The 18,819-nt window shown below is 56.3% G+C and carries 16 protein-coding genes; 4 read left to right on the forward strand and 12 right to left on the reverse strand.

What is annotated here, in order from left to right; translation table 11 throughout:
- Nucleotides 1-7: 7 nt before the first annotated feature.
- From pncB to pncA, 3 genes are all read right to left on the reverse strand, one after another.
- Nucleotides 8-1,300: a nicotinate phosphoribosyltransferase gene (pncB, locus tag OLX72_RS06160; RefSeq protein ID WP_433990054.1), complete on the reverse strand. Its 1,293-nt coding sequence runs from the start codon at nt 1,298-1,300 to the stop codon at nt 8-10.
- Between the two features lie 90 nt (nt 1,301-1,390).
- A complete protein-coding gene (locus OLX72_RS06165; RefSeq protein WP_114868469.1) occupies nt 1,391-1,726 on the reverse strand; it encodes a cupin domain-containing protein in 336 nt (111 codons plus the stop codon).
- Between the two features lie 36 nt (nt 1,727-1,762).
- Entirely contained in the window at nt 1,763-2,359 is a 597-nt protein-coding gene (gene pncA / locus OLX72_RS06170) for a bifunctional nicotinamidase/pyrazinamidase (RefSeq protein ID WP_114868468.1), read from the reverse strand.
- Between the two features lie 79 nt (nt 2,360-2,438).
- On the opposite strand from pncA, the gene OLX72_RS06175 reads away from it, so the two are divergent.
- Entirely contained in the window at nt 2,439-3,347 is a 909-nt protein-coding gene (locus OLX72_RS06175; RefSeq protein WP_433990055.1) for a rhodanese-related sulfurtransferase, read from the forward strand.
- Nucleotide 3,348: 1 nt separating this feature from the next.
- Here the strand turns inward: OLX72_RS06175 and OLX72_RS06180 are convergent, their stop codons facing one another.
- From OLX72_RS06180 to mutM, 8 genes are all read right to left on the reverse strand, one after another.
- On the reverse strand, nt 3,349-4,563 hold the full coding sequence (locus OLX72_RS06180; RefSeq protein ID WP_433990056.1) for an MFS transporter: 1,215 nt from the start codon (nt 4,561-4,563) through the stop codon (nt 3,349-3,351).
- Between the two features lie 121 nt (nt 4,564-4,684).
- Complete coding sequence (gene gyrB, locus OLX72_RS06185) at nt 4,685-7,102, reverse strand: DNA topoisomerase (ATP-hydrolyzing) subunit B (RefSeq protein ID WP_433990057.1); 2,418 nt, start codon at nt 7,100-7,102, stop codon at nt 4,685-4,687.
- Nucleotides 7,103-7,239: 137 nt separating this feature from the next.
- Entirely contained in the window at nt 7,240-8,349 is a 1,110-nt protein-coding gene (gene recF / locus OLX72_RS06190) for a DNA replication/repair protein RecF (protein WP_114868464.1), read from the reverse strand.
- 61 nt (nt 8,350-8,410) lie between these two features.
- Complete coding sequence (dnaN, locus tag OLX72_RS06195) at nt 8,411-9,529, reverse strand: DNA polymerase III subunit beta (protein ID WP_114868463.1); 1,119 nt, start codon at nt 9,527-9,529, stop codon at nt 8,411-8,413.
- Between the two features lie 267 nt (nt 9,530-9,796).
- Nucleotides 9,797-11,149, reverse strand: coding sequence for a chromosomal replication initiator protein DnaA (gene dnaA, locus OLX72_RS06200; protein WP_433990058.1), 1,353 nt, complete (start codon nt 11,147-11,149; stop codon nt 9,797-9,799).
- A 578-nt stretch (nt 11,150-11,727) separates the two neighbouring features.
- Nucleotides 11,728-11,997: a 30S ribosomal protein S20 gene (gene rpsT / locus OLX72_RS06205; protein ID WP_114872005.1), complete on the reverse strand. Its 270-nt coding sequence runs from the start codon at nt 11,995-11,997 to the stop codon at nt 11,728-11,730.
- A 146-nt stretch (nt 11,998-12,143) separates the two neighbouring features.
- The gene (locus OLX72_RS06210) at nt 12,144-12,920 is read right to left on the reverse strand and encodes an enoyl-CoA hydratase (RefSeq protein WP_114872004.1); all 777 of its coding nucleotides are present in this window, start codon (nt 12,918-12,920) and stop codon (nt 12,144-12,146) included.
- 63 nt (nt 12,921-12,983) lie between these two features.
- Complete coding sequence (gene mutM, locus OLX72_RS06215; RefSeq protein ID WP_114872508.1) at nt 12,984-13,835, reverse strand: bifunctional DNA-formamidopyrimidine glycosylase/DNA-(apurinic or apyrimidinic site) lyase; 852 nt, start codon at nt 13,833-13,835, stop codon at nt 12,984-12,986.
- A gap of 86 nt (nt 13,836-13,921) precedes the next feature.
- Here mutM and ubiE point away from each other — a divergent pair, with 86 nt between their 5' ends.
- Nucleotides 13,922-14,674: a bifunctional demethylmenaquinone methyltransferase/2-methoxy-6-polyprenyl-1,4-benzoquinol methylase UbiE gene (gene ubiE / locus OLX72_RS06220; RefSeq protein ID WP_433990059.1), complete on the forward strand. Its 753-nt coding sequence runs from the start codon at nt 13,922-13,924 to the stop codon at nt 14,672-14,674.
- Between the two features lie 3 nt (nt 14,675-14,677).
- Complete coding sequence (gene ubiB, locus OLX72_RS06225) at nt 14,678-16,225, forward strand: 2-polyprenylphenol 6-hydroxylase (RefSeq protein WP_114872002.1); 1,548 nt, start codon at nt 14,678-14,680, stop codon at nt 16,223-16,225.
- A 22-nt stretch (nt 16,226-16,247) separates the two neighbouring features.
- On the opposite strand, the gene OLX72_RS06230 is transcribed toward ubiB, so the two are convergent.
- On the reverse strand, nt 16,248-16,571 hold the full coding sequence (locus OLX72_RS06230; protein ID WP_162798181.1) for a hypothetical protein: 324 nt from the start codon (nt 16,569-16,571) through the stop codon (nt 16,248-16,250).
- 89 nt (nt 16,572-16,660) lie between these two features.
- Here OLX72_RS06230 and OLX72_RS06235 point away from each other — a divergent pair, with 89 nt between their 5' ends.
- Complete coding sequence (locus tag OLX72_RS06235; protein WP_433990060.1) at nt 16,661-18,805, forward strand: polysaccharide biosynthesis tyrosine autokinase; 2,145 nt, start codon at nt 16,661-16,663, stop codon at nt 18,803-18,805.
- Nucleotides 18,806-18,819 lie beyond the last annotated feature (14 nt).

Genomic DNA, 18,819 nt, shown 5'->3' on the forward strand with positions numbered 1-18,819 from the left:
GTTTGTGCTATACCACGACTTCCTGACGGTCTTGCGCCCCGACACCAAAAACAGCCTTGTAGCGTTCGATTTCCTTTGCCGGTCCCATCGCCTTGTTCGGGTTGTCCGATAGTTTGACGGTCGGACGGCCATTGGCCGATACCGCCTTGCACACCAGCGAAAACGGGGCCAGCGTATCATTGGGGACGAAACCGCGAAAATCGTTGGTCAGCAGCGTTCCCCACCCGAAAGAGACTTTGACGCGTCCGTCAAATTGCGCCTGAAGTTCCGCGATCTTGGCAACATCCAGACCGTCGGAAAAGATAACGCGTTTTTCGGTTGGATCTTCGCCTCTTTCCCTCCACCAGCGTATCGCAATTTCTGCAGCCGCAGCGGGGTCGCCGCTGTCGACGCGTATCCCTGTCCAGCCAGCCAGCCAGTCGGGCGCATTTTTCAGGAACCCTTCCGTTCCATAGGTGTCGGGCAGGATAATGCGCAGATTGCCGTCATGTTCCTCGTGCCAGTCCGACAATACCTCGTAAGGGGCTTTCGCCAGTTCGGCGTCAGAGTTGGCCAGTGCGGAATAGACCATCGGCAGTTCATGCGCGTTGGTGCCGATCGCCTCGACCTCGCGGTTCTTGGCAATGAGGCAATTGGACGTACCGGTAAAGTTTTCACCCAGTCCTTCGCGCATGGCCTGAACGCACCAATCCTGCCAAAGATAGGAATGACGACGACGGGTGCCGAAATCGGCAATGCTCAGGTTCGGGATATCGCGCAGCGCTTCGATCTTTTCCCAGACACGGGTCATGGCGCGGGCATACAGCACCTGCAGTTCAAAGCGGCCCATATCATTCAGAACAGCGCGGCTGCGCAGTTCCATCAGGACGGCCAGCGCGGGAATTTCCCATAACATCACTTCGGGCCACGCCCCTTCGAACGTCAGTTCGTACTGATCGCCTTTGCGCTCCAGATGATAGGGTGGAAGCGACAGGTTTTCGAACCAGTCCATGAAATCGGGGCGGAACATCTGGCGCTTGCCGTAAAACGTGTTGCCGCGCATCCATGTGCTTTCCCCCCGCGACAGGGACAAAGACCGGATGTGATCCAGTTGTTCGCGCAATTCGCCTTCGTCGACAAGTGTGGCCAATGGAATATGGGTTGACCGGTTGATCAGCGAAAACGTGACATGCGTGTCCGGCTTGTTGCGAAACACCGATTGGCACATCAGCAACTTGTAAAAGTCCGTATCGATCAAAGATCGGACAATCGGGTCGATCTTCCATTTGTGGTTATAGACGCGGGTGGCAATATCGACCATGTCCGGCTCCGTCTTTTGGGTTCCGGACGGTTAAAGCAAAGGCGCGGTTGCGTGGCAAGGCTTGGCGATGCGCGCAGCCGATGGATTCAGCTAGGTCCGAAATGCATAGCGGTCCGACTCTTCGAATATATCGATGAGCTTGGAACCCGCCGGCACGGTCGCGCCGTGTTCCACCCCGGCGGGAATATCATAGCTTTCACCCGGTCCGTAGGTTCTGGTCACACCGTTCATGGTCAGCGCGATCGATCCTTCCAGAACCGTCCCCCATTGTGCGCCGTGGGAATGGGGCGGCAAAGTTACATCCTTGTGGACGTTAAAGAACGCAACCAGTCCTTTTTCGGATCGAAAACCCGTTGCCGTGACGATGTCTTCGGGTATCGGCAAATCAAGCGTTCCAGCGTTCAGAATAAAGTCTGGCAGGTTCATCTGGGCATCCTTTCTTCAGTTCAGTCCAATGCATGTTCATGACAGTGTTACACCAGCGGCGATCATCCCGTCCGTTGCCTGCTGAAGCGATCCGTTCAGATCAATCGCGCGGCAAAGCGATGTATCGACGCGAACATCAAACCCGGCCTTTGCCGCATCCACGGCCGAGAAATTCACGCAGAAATCCAGAGCCAGACCGACTATTGTAAGGTGTGTTATCCCGCGACTGCGCAAATACCCGTCCAGCCCTGTCGGGGTTTTGTGATCGTTTTCGAACAGGGCGGAATAACTGTCGATTTCAGGGTTATAGCCTTTGCGCAGAATAAGATCGGCACGATCCACCTGCAGGTCAGGGTGAAATTGCGCACCAATACCACCCTGAATGCAGTGATCCGGCCACAACACTTGCGGGCCGTAGGGCATGTCGATCATGTCGTAGGCAGCGGCATCCTTGTGGGACGAAGCGAATGAACTGTGTCCTGCGGGATGCCAATCCTGTGTCAGAAGAACCGTCGTGAATTCCGCCATCAGCGCATTGATGCCGGGTACAATGCTATCACCATCGGGTACAGCCAGTGCGCCACCGGGGCAAAAATCGTTTTGCACGTCGATCACAATCAGCGCCTGTGTCATGGCCGGGCTCCTTTGTCGCGTCTGTTTTTTACTACCCTACGTCTTGTCCGTGCGCGTGCAACATCGTATTGGGCGGCGCATGTATACAATCGCTGCACTTTATCATTTCACGCGTTTTGCAGATCCCGCCAAGGTCAAGGGGCCGCTGGCTGAAATGTGTTGTGCCAACGGAGTCAAAGGGACACTTCTGCTGGCCGGTGAAGGGATCAACGGCACCATTGCCGGATCGCGCGCCGGGATTGATGCCGTGCTGTGGCATATCAGATCATTGCCCGGATGCGGCAATCTGGAGTGGAAGGAGAGCACGTCTGCCGATGCGCCGTTCAACCGGATGAAAGTGCGCCTGAAGCGTGAGATCGTTACCATGGGCCAGCCCGATGTGGACCCGCGCGCACGGGTCGGGCACTATGTCGAACCAGCAGACTGGAACGCGTTGATCCAAAGCCCGGATGTGGCCGTGATTGACACGCGCAATGATTACGAGGTGGCAATTGGTACCTTTGAGGGCGCAGTTGACCCCGCAACAAAGTCATTCGGTGAATTTCCCGAATGGTGGGAAAAAAACAAACACCGGTTTCACAACAAGCGGATCGCGATGTTCTGCACCGGGGGTATCCGGTGCGAAAAATCAACCAACTACCTTCTGGGCCAAGGCGTGGAAGAGGTGTTTCACCTGCATGGCGGCATACTGAAGTACCTTGAAGACGTGCCCGCGAAAGACAGTACGTGGCAGGGCGAATGTTTCGTGTTTGACGGCAGGGTGTCAGTGGGTCACGGTCTGGCCGAGGGGCCGCACATGTTGTGCCACGCCTGCCGCCGCCCGATCCTGCCCAGTGATACCGACCGGCCCGATTACGAAGAAGGCGTATCGTGTTTCCACTGCGTGGACGAAACGTCAGAGCAGGACAAGAACCGGTTCCGAGAACGCCAGAAGCAGATTGCCCTGGCCAGATCGCGCGGCGAAACCCACATGGGCCCCAAAACCTGAGTTAAGCAGGTACCATCTGCCGCGGGCGGCCGCGCAACAGAAGCATCACCATGATGCCCATGTTCATCAGGTTCCAGACAATGCCGTTCAGAAACGCCGCCTGATATGAACCTGTCATGTCGTAGATCCAGCCCGACATCCAACCGCCCAGCGCCATCCCGAGGATCGTCATCATCATGACAAATCCGACACGTGCACCCGCCTCTTTTGCAGGCATGTATTCGCGCACAATCAACGCGTAACTGGGCACTATTCCACCTTGCGAAAGGCCGAAAATCAGGCTGATGACATAAAGTGGCACAAGCCCGTCATAGGGCAGGTACAAAAACAGGGCGATACACTGCAATGTCGAACCGACCAGCAAAGTGATAACGCCACCCACCTTGTCGGCCAGAACGCCCGACAAGACGCGCGAGACAACGCCCCCCAGTAACATCAGCGACAACATTTCAGCGCCGACAACCGGCCCGTAGCCCAACCCGACGCAGTAGGAAACGATATGAACCTGCGGCATCGACATGGCCACGCAGCATCCGATGCCCGCCAGCCCCAGCAGATACTGCAATGTGCGCGGTGAAAACCCGGTGCTGCGCGCGCGCAAGGTGGCAGCAGCCTGCGCCTTGCCGTGGGCATCTTCCGGAACACGGCGGCGAAGCAGGAAGGACAGCGGAATGACCACGGCGAGCGTCATTATGGCGAGGATCATGTAAACATGGCGCCAGCCGTCGGCTGTCAGAATGTCGGCCAGCAAAGTCGGCCAAATCGCGCCCGACAGATAATTCCCGCTTGCCACCAACGCGACAGCAATGCCGCGCTTGCGCAGGAACCAATGCGAAATATCGGCGATCAGCGGCCCAAATCCCACCGCCGTTCCCAGCCCCAGCAAAAGATGCGCAAGCGACAAAACGAAAATGGATCCGGACAGAATCGCGCACAGATAGGCCAGCGCGCTGACCAGTGCGGCGCCAATCAAGGCTACAGTCACGCCAAAGCGATCGACCAGTCGGCCAATCAGCAAATTGCCCAGTGCAAATCCGATCATTGTCAGGGTGTAGGGCATTGATGCTTCTGCACGGCCCGCGTTGAATTCAACCTCGACCGCGGGCATCACTATGATAACGGCCCACATGCCGACATTGGCGACTGTCGCGATGATCAGCGTGATGATCAACCGCGTCCAGGAATAGCTGCTGTCGTGTATGTCGCTGCCTTGCATAACCGCGACGTTAGGCACGGCGCGGGGCAATGTATAGCGCCAGTTTCAGTGCTTGGTTCGGATCAGAAAACCGAAACGGGCGGTTCCCGCACAAACGCGCTGTAGCCGCCCGTATTCAGACCTAGAAATCCAGGTTTTCGACGTTCAGGGCATTTTGCTGAATGAATTCGCGGCGTGGTTCAACCACATCCCCCATCAGTTTTGTAAACAGATCATCAGCTTCGGCCATGTCTTCGACGCGAACCTGCAACAAAGTGCGAGCGTCCGGATCAAGCGTGGTTTCCCACAACTGATCAGGGTTCATTTCACCCAGTCCCTTGTAACGCTGCAGGGACAGACCTTTTTCGCCTTCGGCCAGAATGGCATCCAGCAAGTCCATCGGGCCATAAATCATCTGGCTTCTGTCTTTGCGGATCAATTGAGCCGGCAGCGAATAGACATCCTGCAGGCTTTGGGTGAACGCCCCGGTGCGCTTTGCCTCGCCGCCACGCATGATGCGGCCATCAAGGGTGCGCACCTCTTCCACGCCGCGCAGGATGCGCGCAAGACGGATGCCGTGATCCTGGGTGATGCGGCCCTGCCAGCCCTTTTCATATTCCAGCGCAATCAGGTTCAGACGCTCGGCCACCTTGTCTGCGGTGCCTTGCAGGTCGGCGTCGACAACACTGGGGGCAAAGGCCCCGGCAATGGCCGCCTGTTCAAGGATGTGGCGCGGATAATGCGTTGGAAACGCTTCAAGCACGCGGCGCATCTGGCGGGCCATATCAACGACGCGCAACAGGTCCTGCCCCGAAATTTCTTCGCCATTTCCCTGTTTCAGCATGGCGCCTTCGACGCCCTGATTGATCAGGTATTCTTCCATCGCGGCCTGATCCTTCAGGTACACTTCGGATTTGCCGCGTGACACTTTGTAAAGCGGTGGTTGCGCAATATAGAGATGGCCGCGTTCGATCAGTTCCGGCATTTGCCTGTAAAAGAATGTCAGCAACAGGGTGCGGATATGCGCGCCGTCTACGTCCGCGTCCGTCATGATGACGATCTTATGATAGCGCAGTTTCGAGATATCGAATTCATCGCGTCCGATCCCTGTGCCCAGCGCCATCACCAGGTTGCCGATCTCCTGTGACCCAAGCATGCGGTCAAACCGCGCCCGTTCAACGTTCAGGATTTTGCCTTTCAAGGGCAGAATGGCCTGGGTCTGACGATCACGCCCGGTTTGGGCAGATCCACCGGCGCTGTCACCCTCGACAAGGAACACTTCAGTTTTGGACGGGTCTTTTTCCGAACAATCCTTAAGCTTTCCAGCCAGAAAGTTCACATCCATCGCCGTTTTACGACGGGTCAGATCCCGTGCCTTTCGCGCCGCTTCGCGCGCCAGTGCCGCTTCGACAATCTTGCCAACAACGATTTTGGCCTCGTTCGGGTTTTCCTCGAACCATTCCGCCAGTTTTTCGTTCACCAACCCTTCGACAGCGGGGCGTACTTCGGAACTGACCAGTTTGTCTTTGGTCTGGGATGAAAACTTCGGATCAGGCACTTTGACAGACAGCACGCAGGTCAGACCTTCGCGGGCATCGTCGCCGGTAAAGCTGACTTTTTCCTTCTTCGCGATACCAGAACTTTGCGCATAATTGTTGATCGTGCGCGTCAGCGCCCCGCGAAATCCGGCCATATGGGTGCCGCCATCACGTTGCGGAATGTTGTTGGTAAACGGCAGAACACTTTCGTGGTAACTGTCATTCCACCACATCGCGACCTCGATCCCGATGTCGTCGCGTTCGCCGGTAATGAAAATCGGTTCCGGCATGACCGAGCTTTTGTGACGATCGAGGTATTTCACAAACTCTTTGACGCCACCTTCGTAAAACAGTTCCGAGCGCAACGGTTCGGCGGGGCGTTCATCCGTCAGGATGATACGCACACCGGAGTTCAGGAACGCCAGTTCGCGCAGCCGTTTTTCCAGTGTCTGAAATGAATAATCAAGGTTTGAAAAGGTGTTTGTCGACGCCATGAAACGCACTTCGGTACCTGTGCGGTCGCCACATTCGCCCACGACTTTCAGGTGTTCAGTCGTAAAGCCGCCTTCGAACCTTGCATAATGTTCCTTGCCGTTGCGCCAGATGCGCAATTCAAGCCAATCGGACAATGCGTTTACCACGGACACACCAACACCGTGCAGACCGCCGGAAACCTTGTACGAATTGCTGTCGAATTTACCCCCTGCATGAAGCTGGGTCATGATGACTTCGGCAGCAGACACGCCTTCTTCTTCGTGGATACCCACGGGTATTCCGCGTCCGTTGTCGCTGACGGAAACGCTTGAATCCGCGTGAATGACAACGTTCACCGCGTCGGCATGACCGGCCAACGCCTCGTCAATGCCATTGTCTACGACTTCGTACACCATGTGGTGCAGGCCAGACCCGTCATCGGTGTCGCCGATGTACATACCGGGACGCTTGCGCACCGCCTCTAAGCCTTTGAGAACCTTGATGGAATCAGCGCCGTATTCTTCTGGCACCTGTTCGGTTTCGGACATCCGAAAATCCCTTTGTTATTTTCGCTTTTTATACTGGGTATTGGGGGGGATGTCACGCGTTTGCCCTATATTTTGTGCCTTTTGGCGGGGTATTTCGCCCAAGCACAAAAGCACCCGTTCCAAAGCGCAAACGGCCGTCAGGGTTGCGCCTGTCGCACCTGTGAAAGACCGGATTCTTCGGTCACTTCCAGATACATTGCGCGGTCGCCCATCGTGTCGAACAATTCCGGGCCGGTGCCTGTCATCCATGCCTGCGCACCCAGTGTGACAACCTCGTCATAAAGGGCAGCACGGCGATCTGCATCAAGATGGGCGCCGACCTCGTCCAGAAGCAACAGCGGCGGCGCGCCGAATTCACGGGTCAGGGCCCTTGCGTTCGCCAGAATAAGGGACACAAGCAGCGCCTTTTGTTCGCCCGTGGAACAATCGCGCGCCGGCACATTTTTTGCGGCATAAACGCCGTAAACATCCGTTCTGTGCGGGCCGATCAGGGTGCGCCCGGCCACCAGATCACGGAACCGGTTTTCGGCAAAAGCATCGCGCAGCGCATCTTGGGTTTCGGGCATGTCGCCATCGGTCTGTATCAATTCCAGCGTGGCACTGGGAAAAGCCGTTTGCGCATCCTGCTGGGCATCGGCCAGCAGAGCCAGTGCGGCGATCCGGTTGGCATGGATGGTGGCCCCGGCACTGGCCATCTGGGCCTCGAGTGCGGTGTACCATGACGGTTCGCGCACCTGATCCTTCAGCAGGCGGTTACGTTCGCGCATTGCCTTGTCATACGCCAACGATACCTCGGCATGGGTCGGTATGAAGCTGAGCGTCATGCGATCCAGAAAACGCCTCCGGCCCTCGGCCCCTTCGATCCAAAGCCGATCCATCGACGGGATCAGCCACAAGACGCGCGCAATCCGACCCAGCGCCAGTTGCGAGGCCGATTTGCCATCAATTTTTACCTGGCGGGCAGCGCCACTTTCAGACCAGATTTCGACCTCGTGTACCTGAGCGAGCGAGTGCAGGATGCCTGTCAGCTTCCATCCCAAGGCTTCAGGGCGGCGGGCCATATCTTCGGCACTGGAACGGCGCAGTCCGCGCCCCGGCGAAAACAGCGATACAGCCTCGAGAATGTTGGTTTTACCCGCGCCGTTGGGCCCAAAAATCGCCACAGGGCGGCCATCGCAGGCGATCCGCGCCATTTTATGCGAGCGGAAGTGGGACAACGTCAGTTCAGAAATATGAAGTGACGTCATCAGGTATGTCCGTTTGCGTCAGTCGCCGCGCAGAGGGGTTTTCGCCGGTTCCCGTTCTGGGTCACACGCGCATCGGCATGACAACATAGACGGCGCTGGTATCGTTGCCTTCGCGCATCAGTGTCGGATCGCCGGCCGAGTTGAACATGAACACCGCGTTTTCGCGATCCACCTGAGATGCAATTTCCAGAAGGTATTTTGCATTGAACCCGATTTCCAGCCGTTCATCGCCATAGGCAACCGCCAGTTCTTCTTCGGCGGCACCGCTGTCGGGGGCGTTGACAGACAGGATCAGGCGATCTTCGTCCAGCGCCAGTTTGACAGCGCGCGACCGTTCGGAGGATACGGTTGCGACACGATCAACGGCCTGGGCAAATTCGGCGGCATCCACTTCGAGTTTGCGCGTATTTCCCTGCGGGATAACGCGCGTGTAGTCCGGGAATGTTCCATCAATCACTTTGGACGTCAGTGTGATATCCGGCGTTGCAAAACGGACCTTTGTTTCCGAAACAGATACCGCGATCTGCATATCGTCGTCTTCCAGCAGTTTGCGCAGCTCACCAACGGTTTTTCTGGGTACGATAACACCGGGCATGTCGCCCGCGCCTTCCGGCAACGGCGCATCGATGCGGGCCAGCCGGTGGCCATCGGTTGCAACACAGCGCAGAACCTTGCCGCCATCCGCATCCGATATGTGCATATAAACGCCGTTCAGATAATACCGTGTTTCTTCAGTGGAAATCGCAAATTTCGATTTGTCGAACAACCTGCGCAACACCGGTGCGGGCGCAGAAAAATTGGATGCATATTCCGAGGACGCCATGACGGGAAAATCTTCCTTCGGAAGCGTCGCAAGGGAAAAGTTCGACCTTCCCGCTTCGACTGTGAGGCGTCCTGCAGCATTATCCGCTGTCAGGGTAACAAGTGCCCCGTCCGGAAGCTTGCGCACGATTTCGTGCAAGGTCGTGGCTGACACAGTGGTTGCGCCTGCCCGTTCGACCTGCGCAGGTGCCTTGTCGACCACTTCGATATCCAGATCGGTGGCACGGAAATGCACATCACTGCCTTCCGCTTCGATCAGCACGTTGGCCAGAATGGGGATCGTGTTGCGCCGTTCCACAACCGACTGGGCCTGAGACACGGCCTTGAGCAATGCGCCGCGTTCGATGCTGAGTTTCATGTGTTCCACCCTTTGGACTACCGGGACGAGCAACCTAGCGGTTTGTGCCCCCCGTACAAGCATTTTGTTCTGTGTTCGTTTGTCCATTGCTTTGGAGCAAGGGTCAAGATGCCGCTTGGAACATCGGGTGTCAGAGTGATCAGGAAAACGGAAATTGTGTTTCCGGCGCAAGCTTTGCGCAAGCCAGCGCCGGAATTAGGGAAATGTGCGTTCGATTTGATTGCCCACCCGCCACGATGGGGCAGTTACAGACAGAGCCGCGTGCCGCTACGCCTCTAACGCGCGGCGCAGCAGTTCGATATCTTCGGCGATCTGGCCATCCTGTTGCTTCAGTTCTTCAATGCGCTTGACGCCATGCATGACAGTGGTGTGATCGCGCCCGCCGAACCGACGCCCGATTTCCGGAAGCGACCGGCTGGTCAACTGCTTGCACAGATACATGGCGACCTGTCGGGGCCGCGCATACGTGCGCACACGCTTGGGCCCGATCATATCGGACAGGCGGATATTGTAGTGATCCGAAACCTTGCGCTGGATTTCCTCAACGGAAATCTTGCGTTCCGATGCCCGCAACACGTCGGCCAGACAATCCTGTGTCAGTTCCATCGTGATTTCACGGCCAACGAGCGACGCAAAAGCATAAAGGCGGGTCAACGCGCCTTCGAGCACGCGCACATTGGTGGAGATTCTGTGGGCCAGAAATTCCAGCACGCCATCCGAAATGTTCAGTTCGGGATACATGGTGCGGTAGTTTTCAACTTTGGTTTGCAGAATGCCCAACCGCAATTCGTAATCCGTGGGATGCAGATCAACCACCAGGCCGCATTGCAGCCGCGATTTCACACGATCCTCAAGATCCTTGATTTCGCCCGGGGCGCGGTCGGCGGAAATGATGATCTGTTTGTTCTGGTCAACCAGCGCGTTGAATGTGTGGAAGAACTCTTCCTGCGTGCTGTCTTTTCCGGCAATGAACTGAACATCATCCACCATCAACACATCGACCGAGCGGAACAGTTCCTTGAAATCCATCATCTTGCGTTCGCGCAATGCCTGAACAAAGCGGTACATGAACTGTTCGGCCGATAGATACAGCACGTTCAGTTCGGGGTGACGGGCGCGCAGTTCCCAAGCAATGGCGTGCATCAGGTGCGTTTTACCGAGCCCGACCCCGCCATACAAAAACAGCGGGTTAAAGGTTACAGGCCCACCTTCGGCGGCACGGCGCGCAGCCGCATGGGCCAGTTCGTTGGGTTTGCCCACGACAAAGCTGTCAAATGTGAACCGGGCATCCAGCGGCGCGGCCGTCAGGCCGGATTCGCTGGTCTGGGGTTTGGCCTTGGCCGATTTGAACACCGGCTTGGCAGGGATAGCGGTGGCATTTGCAGGCACGCGGAACGATACGCGCTGAACCGATGCACCTGTTGAATTCAGTTCATACAGGATCAGGTCTGCAAAGTTTTGAGATACGTAATTTCCGATGAAATTTGTCGGGACATGGAATGTGGCAACGCCATCTTTGAGGTCGGAAAATTCCAGAGGCTCGATCCATGTCTTATAGTTGTTCTGACCTACCGTCTTCAGCAGCTGTTGTCTGAGTTGTCCCCATTTTTCTTGAGTCATAAAGTCGCCCGTCCAAGCCCTTCTATTCTAATCGTTGCCATCAATGAGCCCCCAAACAGACCGTCCCAATCGGCCTTACCCATTACCCAACACCACGCGATGCGACGCACCCCGCAGAAGGAGCACGATCACCAACAGGTGCCGAACCAAATCATCACTGCTTGACGCCGGTTTCTGGTGTTCCGGTTCGCCCGGTTTGTACACCAATCCACCGCACGCCGCGCGCGCACAACAATTTTGACAGGACCGAAAAGCTGGTTCTTCAACCAGAAATCCGGCAGGGTGTGGTTATGCAATCGGGTTGCACCGCCGACACATCCGCACCCTTACGCGATCCGTGCAAATAGGATCTATCCGGTGTGGAGCCTGTCCCCCCAAGGCGAAGTGAATCGCTGTACTGTTGGTAGCAACTTCGGAACGGCAGCGGCAACTGAACTCTAATCTTGACTCATCTTTTTGTGAAAAGAATCTGTCAGCCGGGCAGACCCATGTCACGATCGGGTCTGCGAAAACCGCACAACAAAAAAAGGCGCCCCGGTCGGGACACCTTTATCGGTCAATCGCTTAGTCGGTGCGGCTTAGGCTTGGCCCAGCGCTTTTACCCGAGAAGACAAGCGTGACATTTTTCTCGCAGCTGTGTTTTTGTGAAACACGCCTTTGGAGACACCGCGCATCAGTTCTGGCTGTGCTTCTCGCAATGCGTTCACAGCAACCGACTGGTCGCCCGATGCGATCGCTTCTTCCACTTTGCGCAGGAAGGTGCGGATACGCGAACGACGCGCTTTGTTGACTTGAAAGCGGGCCTCGTTCTGGCGCGCGCGTTTTTTTGATTGAGGCGTATTGGCCATGTTATGTCGTCCCACGGTTTGGGTAGGGTGTAATCTGAATTCGCGTCTTTAGGCCCGAGTCGCCGCCCTGTCAACAGGGTGCGCCCGATGAATGGGCCGCAAATCGCATTCTGGCCCGATATTCCCCGGAAAACTGTCGTGTCTGCCTATTTGTCGCGGAACTGCGCAGTTCTTTTTTCCAGAAACGCCGCCATACCTTCGGATTGATCTTCAGTGGCGAACATCGCATGAAACATGCGCCGTTCGTACAAGATGCCTTCGCTCAGCGTGGTTTCATAGCTGCGGTTGACCGCCTCTTTCACGGCCATGGCTGTCAGAACCGATTTCTCGGCAATCTTGCCAGCAGCGCCCATTGCCTCTTCCATCAATTTCTTGGCGGGAACGACGCGGCTTACCAGCCCGGCGCGTTCCGCTTCGGCTGCGTCCATGAAACGACCGGTCAGGTTCATATCCATTGCTTTGGACTTGCCCACAAAACGTGTCAGCCGCTGGGTTCCGCCAATACCGGCCACGACGCCCAGATTGATTTCGGGCTGTCCGAATTTGGCGGTGTCGGCTGCGATGATGAAATCACACATCATGGCAAGTTCGCATCCCCCGCCCAGCGCATAGCCTGCAACGGCTGCGATAACAGGTTTTCTGGTCTTGGTGATACGCGTGCCTTCGGAGCCGAACAGGTCTTTCAGAAAGACTTCGACATAGGACATCTCGGACATTTCCTTGATGTCGGCACCCGCAGCGAACGCCTTGTCCGATCCGGTGATCACGATGCACCGGACCTTGTCGTTCTGGTCTGCGTCTTCCAGCGCAGTGCACAGTTCGCCCAATAGTTTGGTGTTCAGGGCATTCATTGCGTCGGGGCGGTTCAGCCTGATCAAGGCAACGTGGTCTTCAACTTCGACGATGATCGTCTCAAAGGCCATAATTCTGCTTTCGCTTGTTCCGGTCAGGCGCAAAGGATTAGCACGACACGCGGCGGGTTCAAGTCATCTTTGGCATTGCGGACAATAGAAAGACGAGCGCCCCGATTGCACAAGTCGCGCGATGGTTCCGGTACAATCCGGTGTCCGGCACGGGGCGCCTTCGCGGCCGTAAACATCAAAGGAATGCTGAAAATATCCCAGTTCCCCATCAGCTTGGCGGAAATCGCGCAATGAAGATCCGCCCGCTTTTATCGCATCGGCAAGAACCTGGCGGATGACAGGAACCAGTGATGCGACTCGCCGCGCCGAAAGCTGGCCGGCGCGGCGTTTGGGCGAGATGTGGGCGCGAAACAGGGCTTCGCAGACGTATATATTACCCAGACCCGCAACGATTCTCTGATCCAACAAGGCGGATTTGACGGGTGTATTCTTTCCTTTGAACGCTGCGACCAGATAAGGTTCGTTAAAATCATTACCCAAAGGTTCGGGTCCCAAAACCGCCAAAAGCCGGTGAGAGTCGGCGGTTGCGGTATCCAGCAGGTCCATTGCACCAAAGCGGCGTGGATCATTGAAGGTGATGCGCGCACCGTTTTGCATGTGCAAAACAACATGGTCGTGTTTTTCCGCTGCGGGGTGGTCATGTACGAATTGCCCAAGCGGATCGCCGGAAATCAGCATGCGCCCGGACATACCCAGATGGATCAGCAGCGTTTCGCCACTTTTCAGATCAGCCAGAATATATTTCGAGCGGCGTCGCAACGCGACAATTTTCTGCCCCGTCAAACGCTGCGCCATATTTTCGGGAAAGGGCCAGCGCAGATCTGGGCGGTTGACGTCTGCACGCGCGATCGTTTGCCCTTCAATCACCGGAAGCAGCCCACGGCGCACAGTTTCAACTTCGGGGAGTTCAGGCATCATATGTCCTTTGTGCAAAAGGGGCGCATTGTGCATGGCGACATGCGCCCTATAACAAGGGCGATGTAACACAGCGGTCAGGCCAGATGACAGACAGCGACGACAAAACAACCCATTTCGGTTTTGAAACAGTGCCCGAGTCCGAAAAGGCCGGACGGGTGAAGGGCGTTTTCAGCTCTGTAGCCACAAAATATGATGTCATGAACGATGTGATGTCAGCAGGGGTTCACCGGATCTGGAAGGACGCAATGATGGATTGGCTGGCCCCGCGTGCCGGACAAAAACTGCTGGACGTGGCCGGCGGCACTGGTGACATCGCCTTTCGATTTCTGAAACGGGCCGGTTCCGGGCATGCAACGGTGCTGGACCTAACAGAATCGATGCTGGTCGAAGGGCGCAAACGGGCAGAAGCGGAACAAATGGCCGATAGCCTGGATTGGGTTGTCGGTGATGCGATGGCGCTGCCGTTTCCTGATAACAGCTTTGATGTCTATACAATAAGTTTTGGCATCCGCAACGTGACCCGTCCGCAAGAGGCCCTGAACGAGGCCTATCGTGTCTTGCGCCCGGGCGGGCGGTTGATGGTGCTGGAGTTTTCGCAATTGCCGAACGACGCACTGCAAAAGGCCTATGACCTTTACAGTTTCAACGTGATCCCCCGCATGGGCAAGCTGATCGCCAATGACAGCGAAAGCTATAAATATCTGGTCGAATCGATCCGGAACTTTCCGGATCAGGAGACGTTTCTGAATATGGTTCGGCAGGCCGGATTCGAAAACGCGAAGTATCGCAACCTGACAATGGGTGTTGCCGCGCTTCATTCCGGATGGAAGATCTAGACCATGCGAGGACCGCACAACATCTGGCGGCTGGTCCGCACCGGTGCAACGCTGGAACGAACAGGTGCAATGAATGTCGTTCTGGATGCGTTCGAAGCCCCCAAATCACTGCGGTTTGTAGCCCGTGCGCTGGGCTGGCCGTTTAAATGGCTGGGTCTCAAAGGTGATGTTACGATGCCGCCCGCGACCCGCGCGCTGACAGCTTTGGGACCCGCCTATATCAAATTCGGACAGGTTCTTTCGACCCGCCCGGATGTGGTGGGGGATGAGCTGGCTGTTCAATTGCGGGTCTTGCAAGACAAGCTGCCGCCGTTTCCAACCGACAAGGCTCGCACCGAGGTTGAAAAAGAGCTGGGCCAACCCGTAGACAGCGTGTTTTCCGAGTTCAGCGAGCCGGTGGCGGCCGCTTCGATTGCGCAGGTGCACAAGGCACGGCTGATCAGCAATGGCGAGGCCGTGGCCGTAAAAGTGCTGCGCCCCGGAATTGAACGCGCCTTTCGCAAGGATATCGACGCATTCTATCTTGCGGCACGCATGGTCGAAGTGTTTTCGCCGGGGTCACGGCGTTTGCGCCCGATGGAGGTTGTCGAGCATTTTGACGGTGTGGTGCGTGGTGAACTGGACCTGCGACTGGAAAGCTCCGCAGCGTCGGAATTTGCGGCAAATACAAAGAACGATGCGGGTTTCCAGCTGCCCCCGATCAAATGGGACCTGTCGGCGCGGCGGGTGATGACACTGGGCTGGGCCGATGGTGTCCCGATGGGGGACAATGCGGCAATTGATGCTGCGGGGCACGATCGAAAAGCACTGAGCGAGCGGGTGTTGCAATTGTTTTTGCAGCACGCCTTACGCGACGGTTATTTTCATGCGGACATGCATCAGGGCAATCTGAAAGTTGCGCCAAACGGCAACATCATCGCCTATGATTTCGGGATCATGGGCCATATCGATGAATATACCCGCCGGGTTTATGCCGAAATTCTGTTCGGCTTTATCCGGAAAGATTACAAACGTGTCGCAGAGGTGCATTTCGAAGCCGGGTATGTGCCCGCAGACAAGGATGTCGATGAATTTGCCCGCGCCCTGCGCGCTGTTGGCGAGCCTATTTTCGGAATGGACGCAACGCAGATTTCCATGGGGCGTTTGTTGAACTATCTGTTTGAGGTGACAGAACGGTTTGGTATGGAAACCCGCACCGAACTGATCCTTTTGCAGCGCACCATGGTGGTGGTGGAAGGGGTTGCCCGTTCGCTGAACCCACATATCAATATCTGGCAGGTCGCGCGCCCGACAGTGGAAGATTACATCAAGCAATCAATCGGTCCGAAGGCCATTGTGAGTGATCTTGCCAAGACCGCGCGGGTGATGGCGCGTTTCGGCCCACGATTGCCCGGATTGGTCGAAGCGGCGTTGATCCGGCAATCGAACGAGGCCATGGCGCCCGCGGAGGCGAAATGGCCCGCAGCCGTGTTTTGGGCGCTGCTGGGCGGCGGGCTGGGTGCACTGTTGTTCTGGGTTTTGCAGAATTGGACGCATTTGCCGGATTTCTGATCGGTAGCGGCCCGGAACGGACTTACTGGTTTGTTGTACTTGGCGTGCTTGTACCGCCGGTGCCGGCCAGCGCGCCGGCGACGGCCAGGCCGATCAACGGCGTCAAAAGCGGTATGAGGTTTGTCGGGTTCCCCAAGGCAGGATCGGGCGGGACGCCAAGGCATTCATCATTTCCCAGATTGTCCGGATTCTGGCAGTCAAGCGTTTGCGCGCTTGTCGTTATCGGCCAGATTGCAAGCAGAGTTGCGCCAATCAGGCCGGACCTGAAGGCCGAACCGACCCTGTAATACAGGTTTGATCCCGATGGTACGGGCAAGTGTTGTGTCCTGTCAGCATTGATGCGCATGAACATCACCTTTCTTAATCTGGCGTTAACCCAATCGTTGCAATTTGAACGAACCAAATTTCAAACCGATTGGTCTGAGTATTCGCGACATGACACAACACGAACCGCGGTTCCTGCCGGACCCGAATGGCCCTGCCGAACAAACGACCGCACCTTTCCGGGCCGATTTTCGAACGCTGCTGCTGACACTGTGGCGGGGCAAGATGATCATATCGGCCGCAAGTGTAGTCGCGGTTTTATTAACAACTTATTACGTTTTTGCCGTTGCAACGGCACTTTACACATCAAGCGTTGTGGTGATTTTCGATACCCGCCAAACCAGCGTTGTGGCATTGCCCAGTGTCATCGCAGCCGTATCCGGTGAACCGTCATCCGTAACGTCAGAAGTGGAAGTTTTGCGCGCGCGCACCCTCATGACAGACGTTGCGCGCCACTTGCACCTGATGTCCGATCCGGAATTCAACGCCGATCTGCGCGAACCAGGGCTGAAAACGCGTTTGCGCAGCGGAATTGAATCCGTCCTCGGTGGCGGCCAAAGTTTTGGTCCGCCGGCAACGGATGATGACAGGACGGGGCGCGATCTGGACAGGATCGTAAACGTTTTGCTGTCCAAGGTTTCGGTGCGCAATATTCCGGGAAGTCATGTCTTCAGGATTTCCGTGACGACCCAATCGCCTGAAAAATCGGCGATAATCGCCGATACCATCGCCAGATTGTACATCGACAACCAGATGAATGAAAAACAACACGCCACCGAGCACGCGGCGAAATGGCTGGCAAGCCGCGTTGCTGAACTGCAATCGCAACTGGAAGATGCAGAAGCGCAGGTGGCGCAGTTTACCGCCGCAACTGCGTTGATTTCTGCCCCTGCCCTTCAGGTTCTTGAGCGGCAGTTGAAGGAATTGCGGGCGCGCATTGCTGCGGCGCATACGCGGAAGGCAAAAATGCAGGGACTGTTGGGCAAGATGGTGGATGCGCAAACGCCACATGACAAGGTCGCAGTGGCAGATGATGTTTTGTTGACGCAAATGTTGTCATCAGGGCGCCTAACCCCCGATCGTATTGCCGAATTCGATGACCGGTACCGCGATATCCTGTCACGTGTCCGGATTGAAGCTGACCGGGCAACGCTACAGCTTGCGGCTTTGCAAGCGTCCGAAACCAAGCTTGACCTGCAGATCGATCAACAAGGTCAGGACCTTATCGCTTTGCAGCAATTGACCCGCGAAGCCGCCGCAACGCGCCTTTTGTACGAGCATTTTCTAAGCCGTCTGAAGGAAACATCAGCGCAAAAAGGTATTCAGCAGGCGGATAGTCGGGTGTTGTCGCATGCCGTTGTCCCAAGCTTTGCGCATAGCCCGCGAAAATCGTTGATCATCACGATGGCGGCCCTTTTCGGTCTCACCTGCGGAGCGCTTTACGTGCTGGTGCAAGAAGCCGCCAATACGTCATTTCGCACGGCTGCGGCATTAGAGACGTTTTCCGGCCTGCCTGTTCTGGGGCAAATACCTGCACTTGATGTGGGGCGCGTTCAGCCTGCCCGTTTGAACCTAGCCTGTGATGCACGCCGCATGGAAGCCATGCGGGGCCTGCGCACATCTATTCTTCTGTCCCAGAAAGAAAGTCAAAAACAGGTCATTCTGGTCACTTCCGCAATGCCCGGCGAAGGAAAAACCACAATCGCGTTGAGCATGGGCGAAGTATTGAGCGGTTTGGACAAGAAAGTGCTGGTTGTCGAAGGCGATGTCAGACGGGGCAGACTGCGCCAACAATTCAAAGATCTTCCTGAGGCGGGAATCGTGTCTATCCTGAACGAAACGGCACAGATCGGGGAGGGAATCCATCGCCCCGAAGGGTATGGCGCGGACATTTTGGCGGCGAATTCAACACGCAAGAACCCGGCGGATCTGTTTTCTTCACGGCGCATTCGCGATCTGGTGCAAACGCTTCGCGCGCAATACGACTACATTATCATTGATACGCCACCGGTTCTGGCGACCCCCGATGCGTGCATTCTGGCGAAACAGGCCGATACCGTTCTTCTGACTGTGAAATGGGACAGCACATCTGATGTGCAAATCCGTAAAACGCTGAGGCTGTTCCGAAGTACCGGTGTGAACGTTTCCGGGCTGGTGCTGACCCAAATCAGTCTGAAAGGCATGAAAAGATACGGTTTAGGCGGCAAACACAGTTGTTATGCCGATTATGCGGCACGGGGTGCGCCCGTATCTTAAAAACTTGGCCGTGA

It is taken from the genome of Sulfitobacter sp. TBRI5, from assembly GCF_051013555.1.
In the GTDB taxonomy this organism is placed as follows: Bacteria; Pseudomonadota; Alphaproteobacteria; order Rhodobacterales; family Rhodobacteraceae; genus JL08.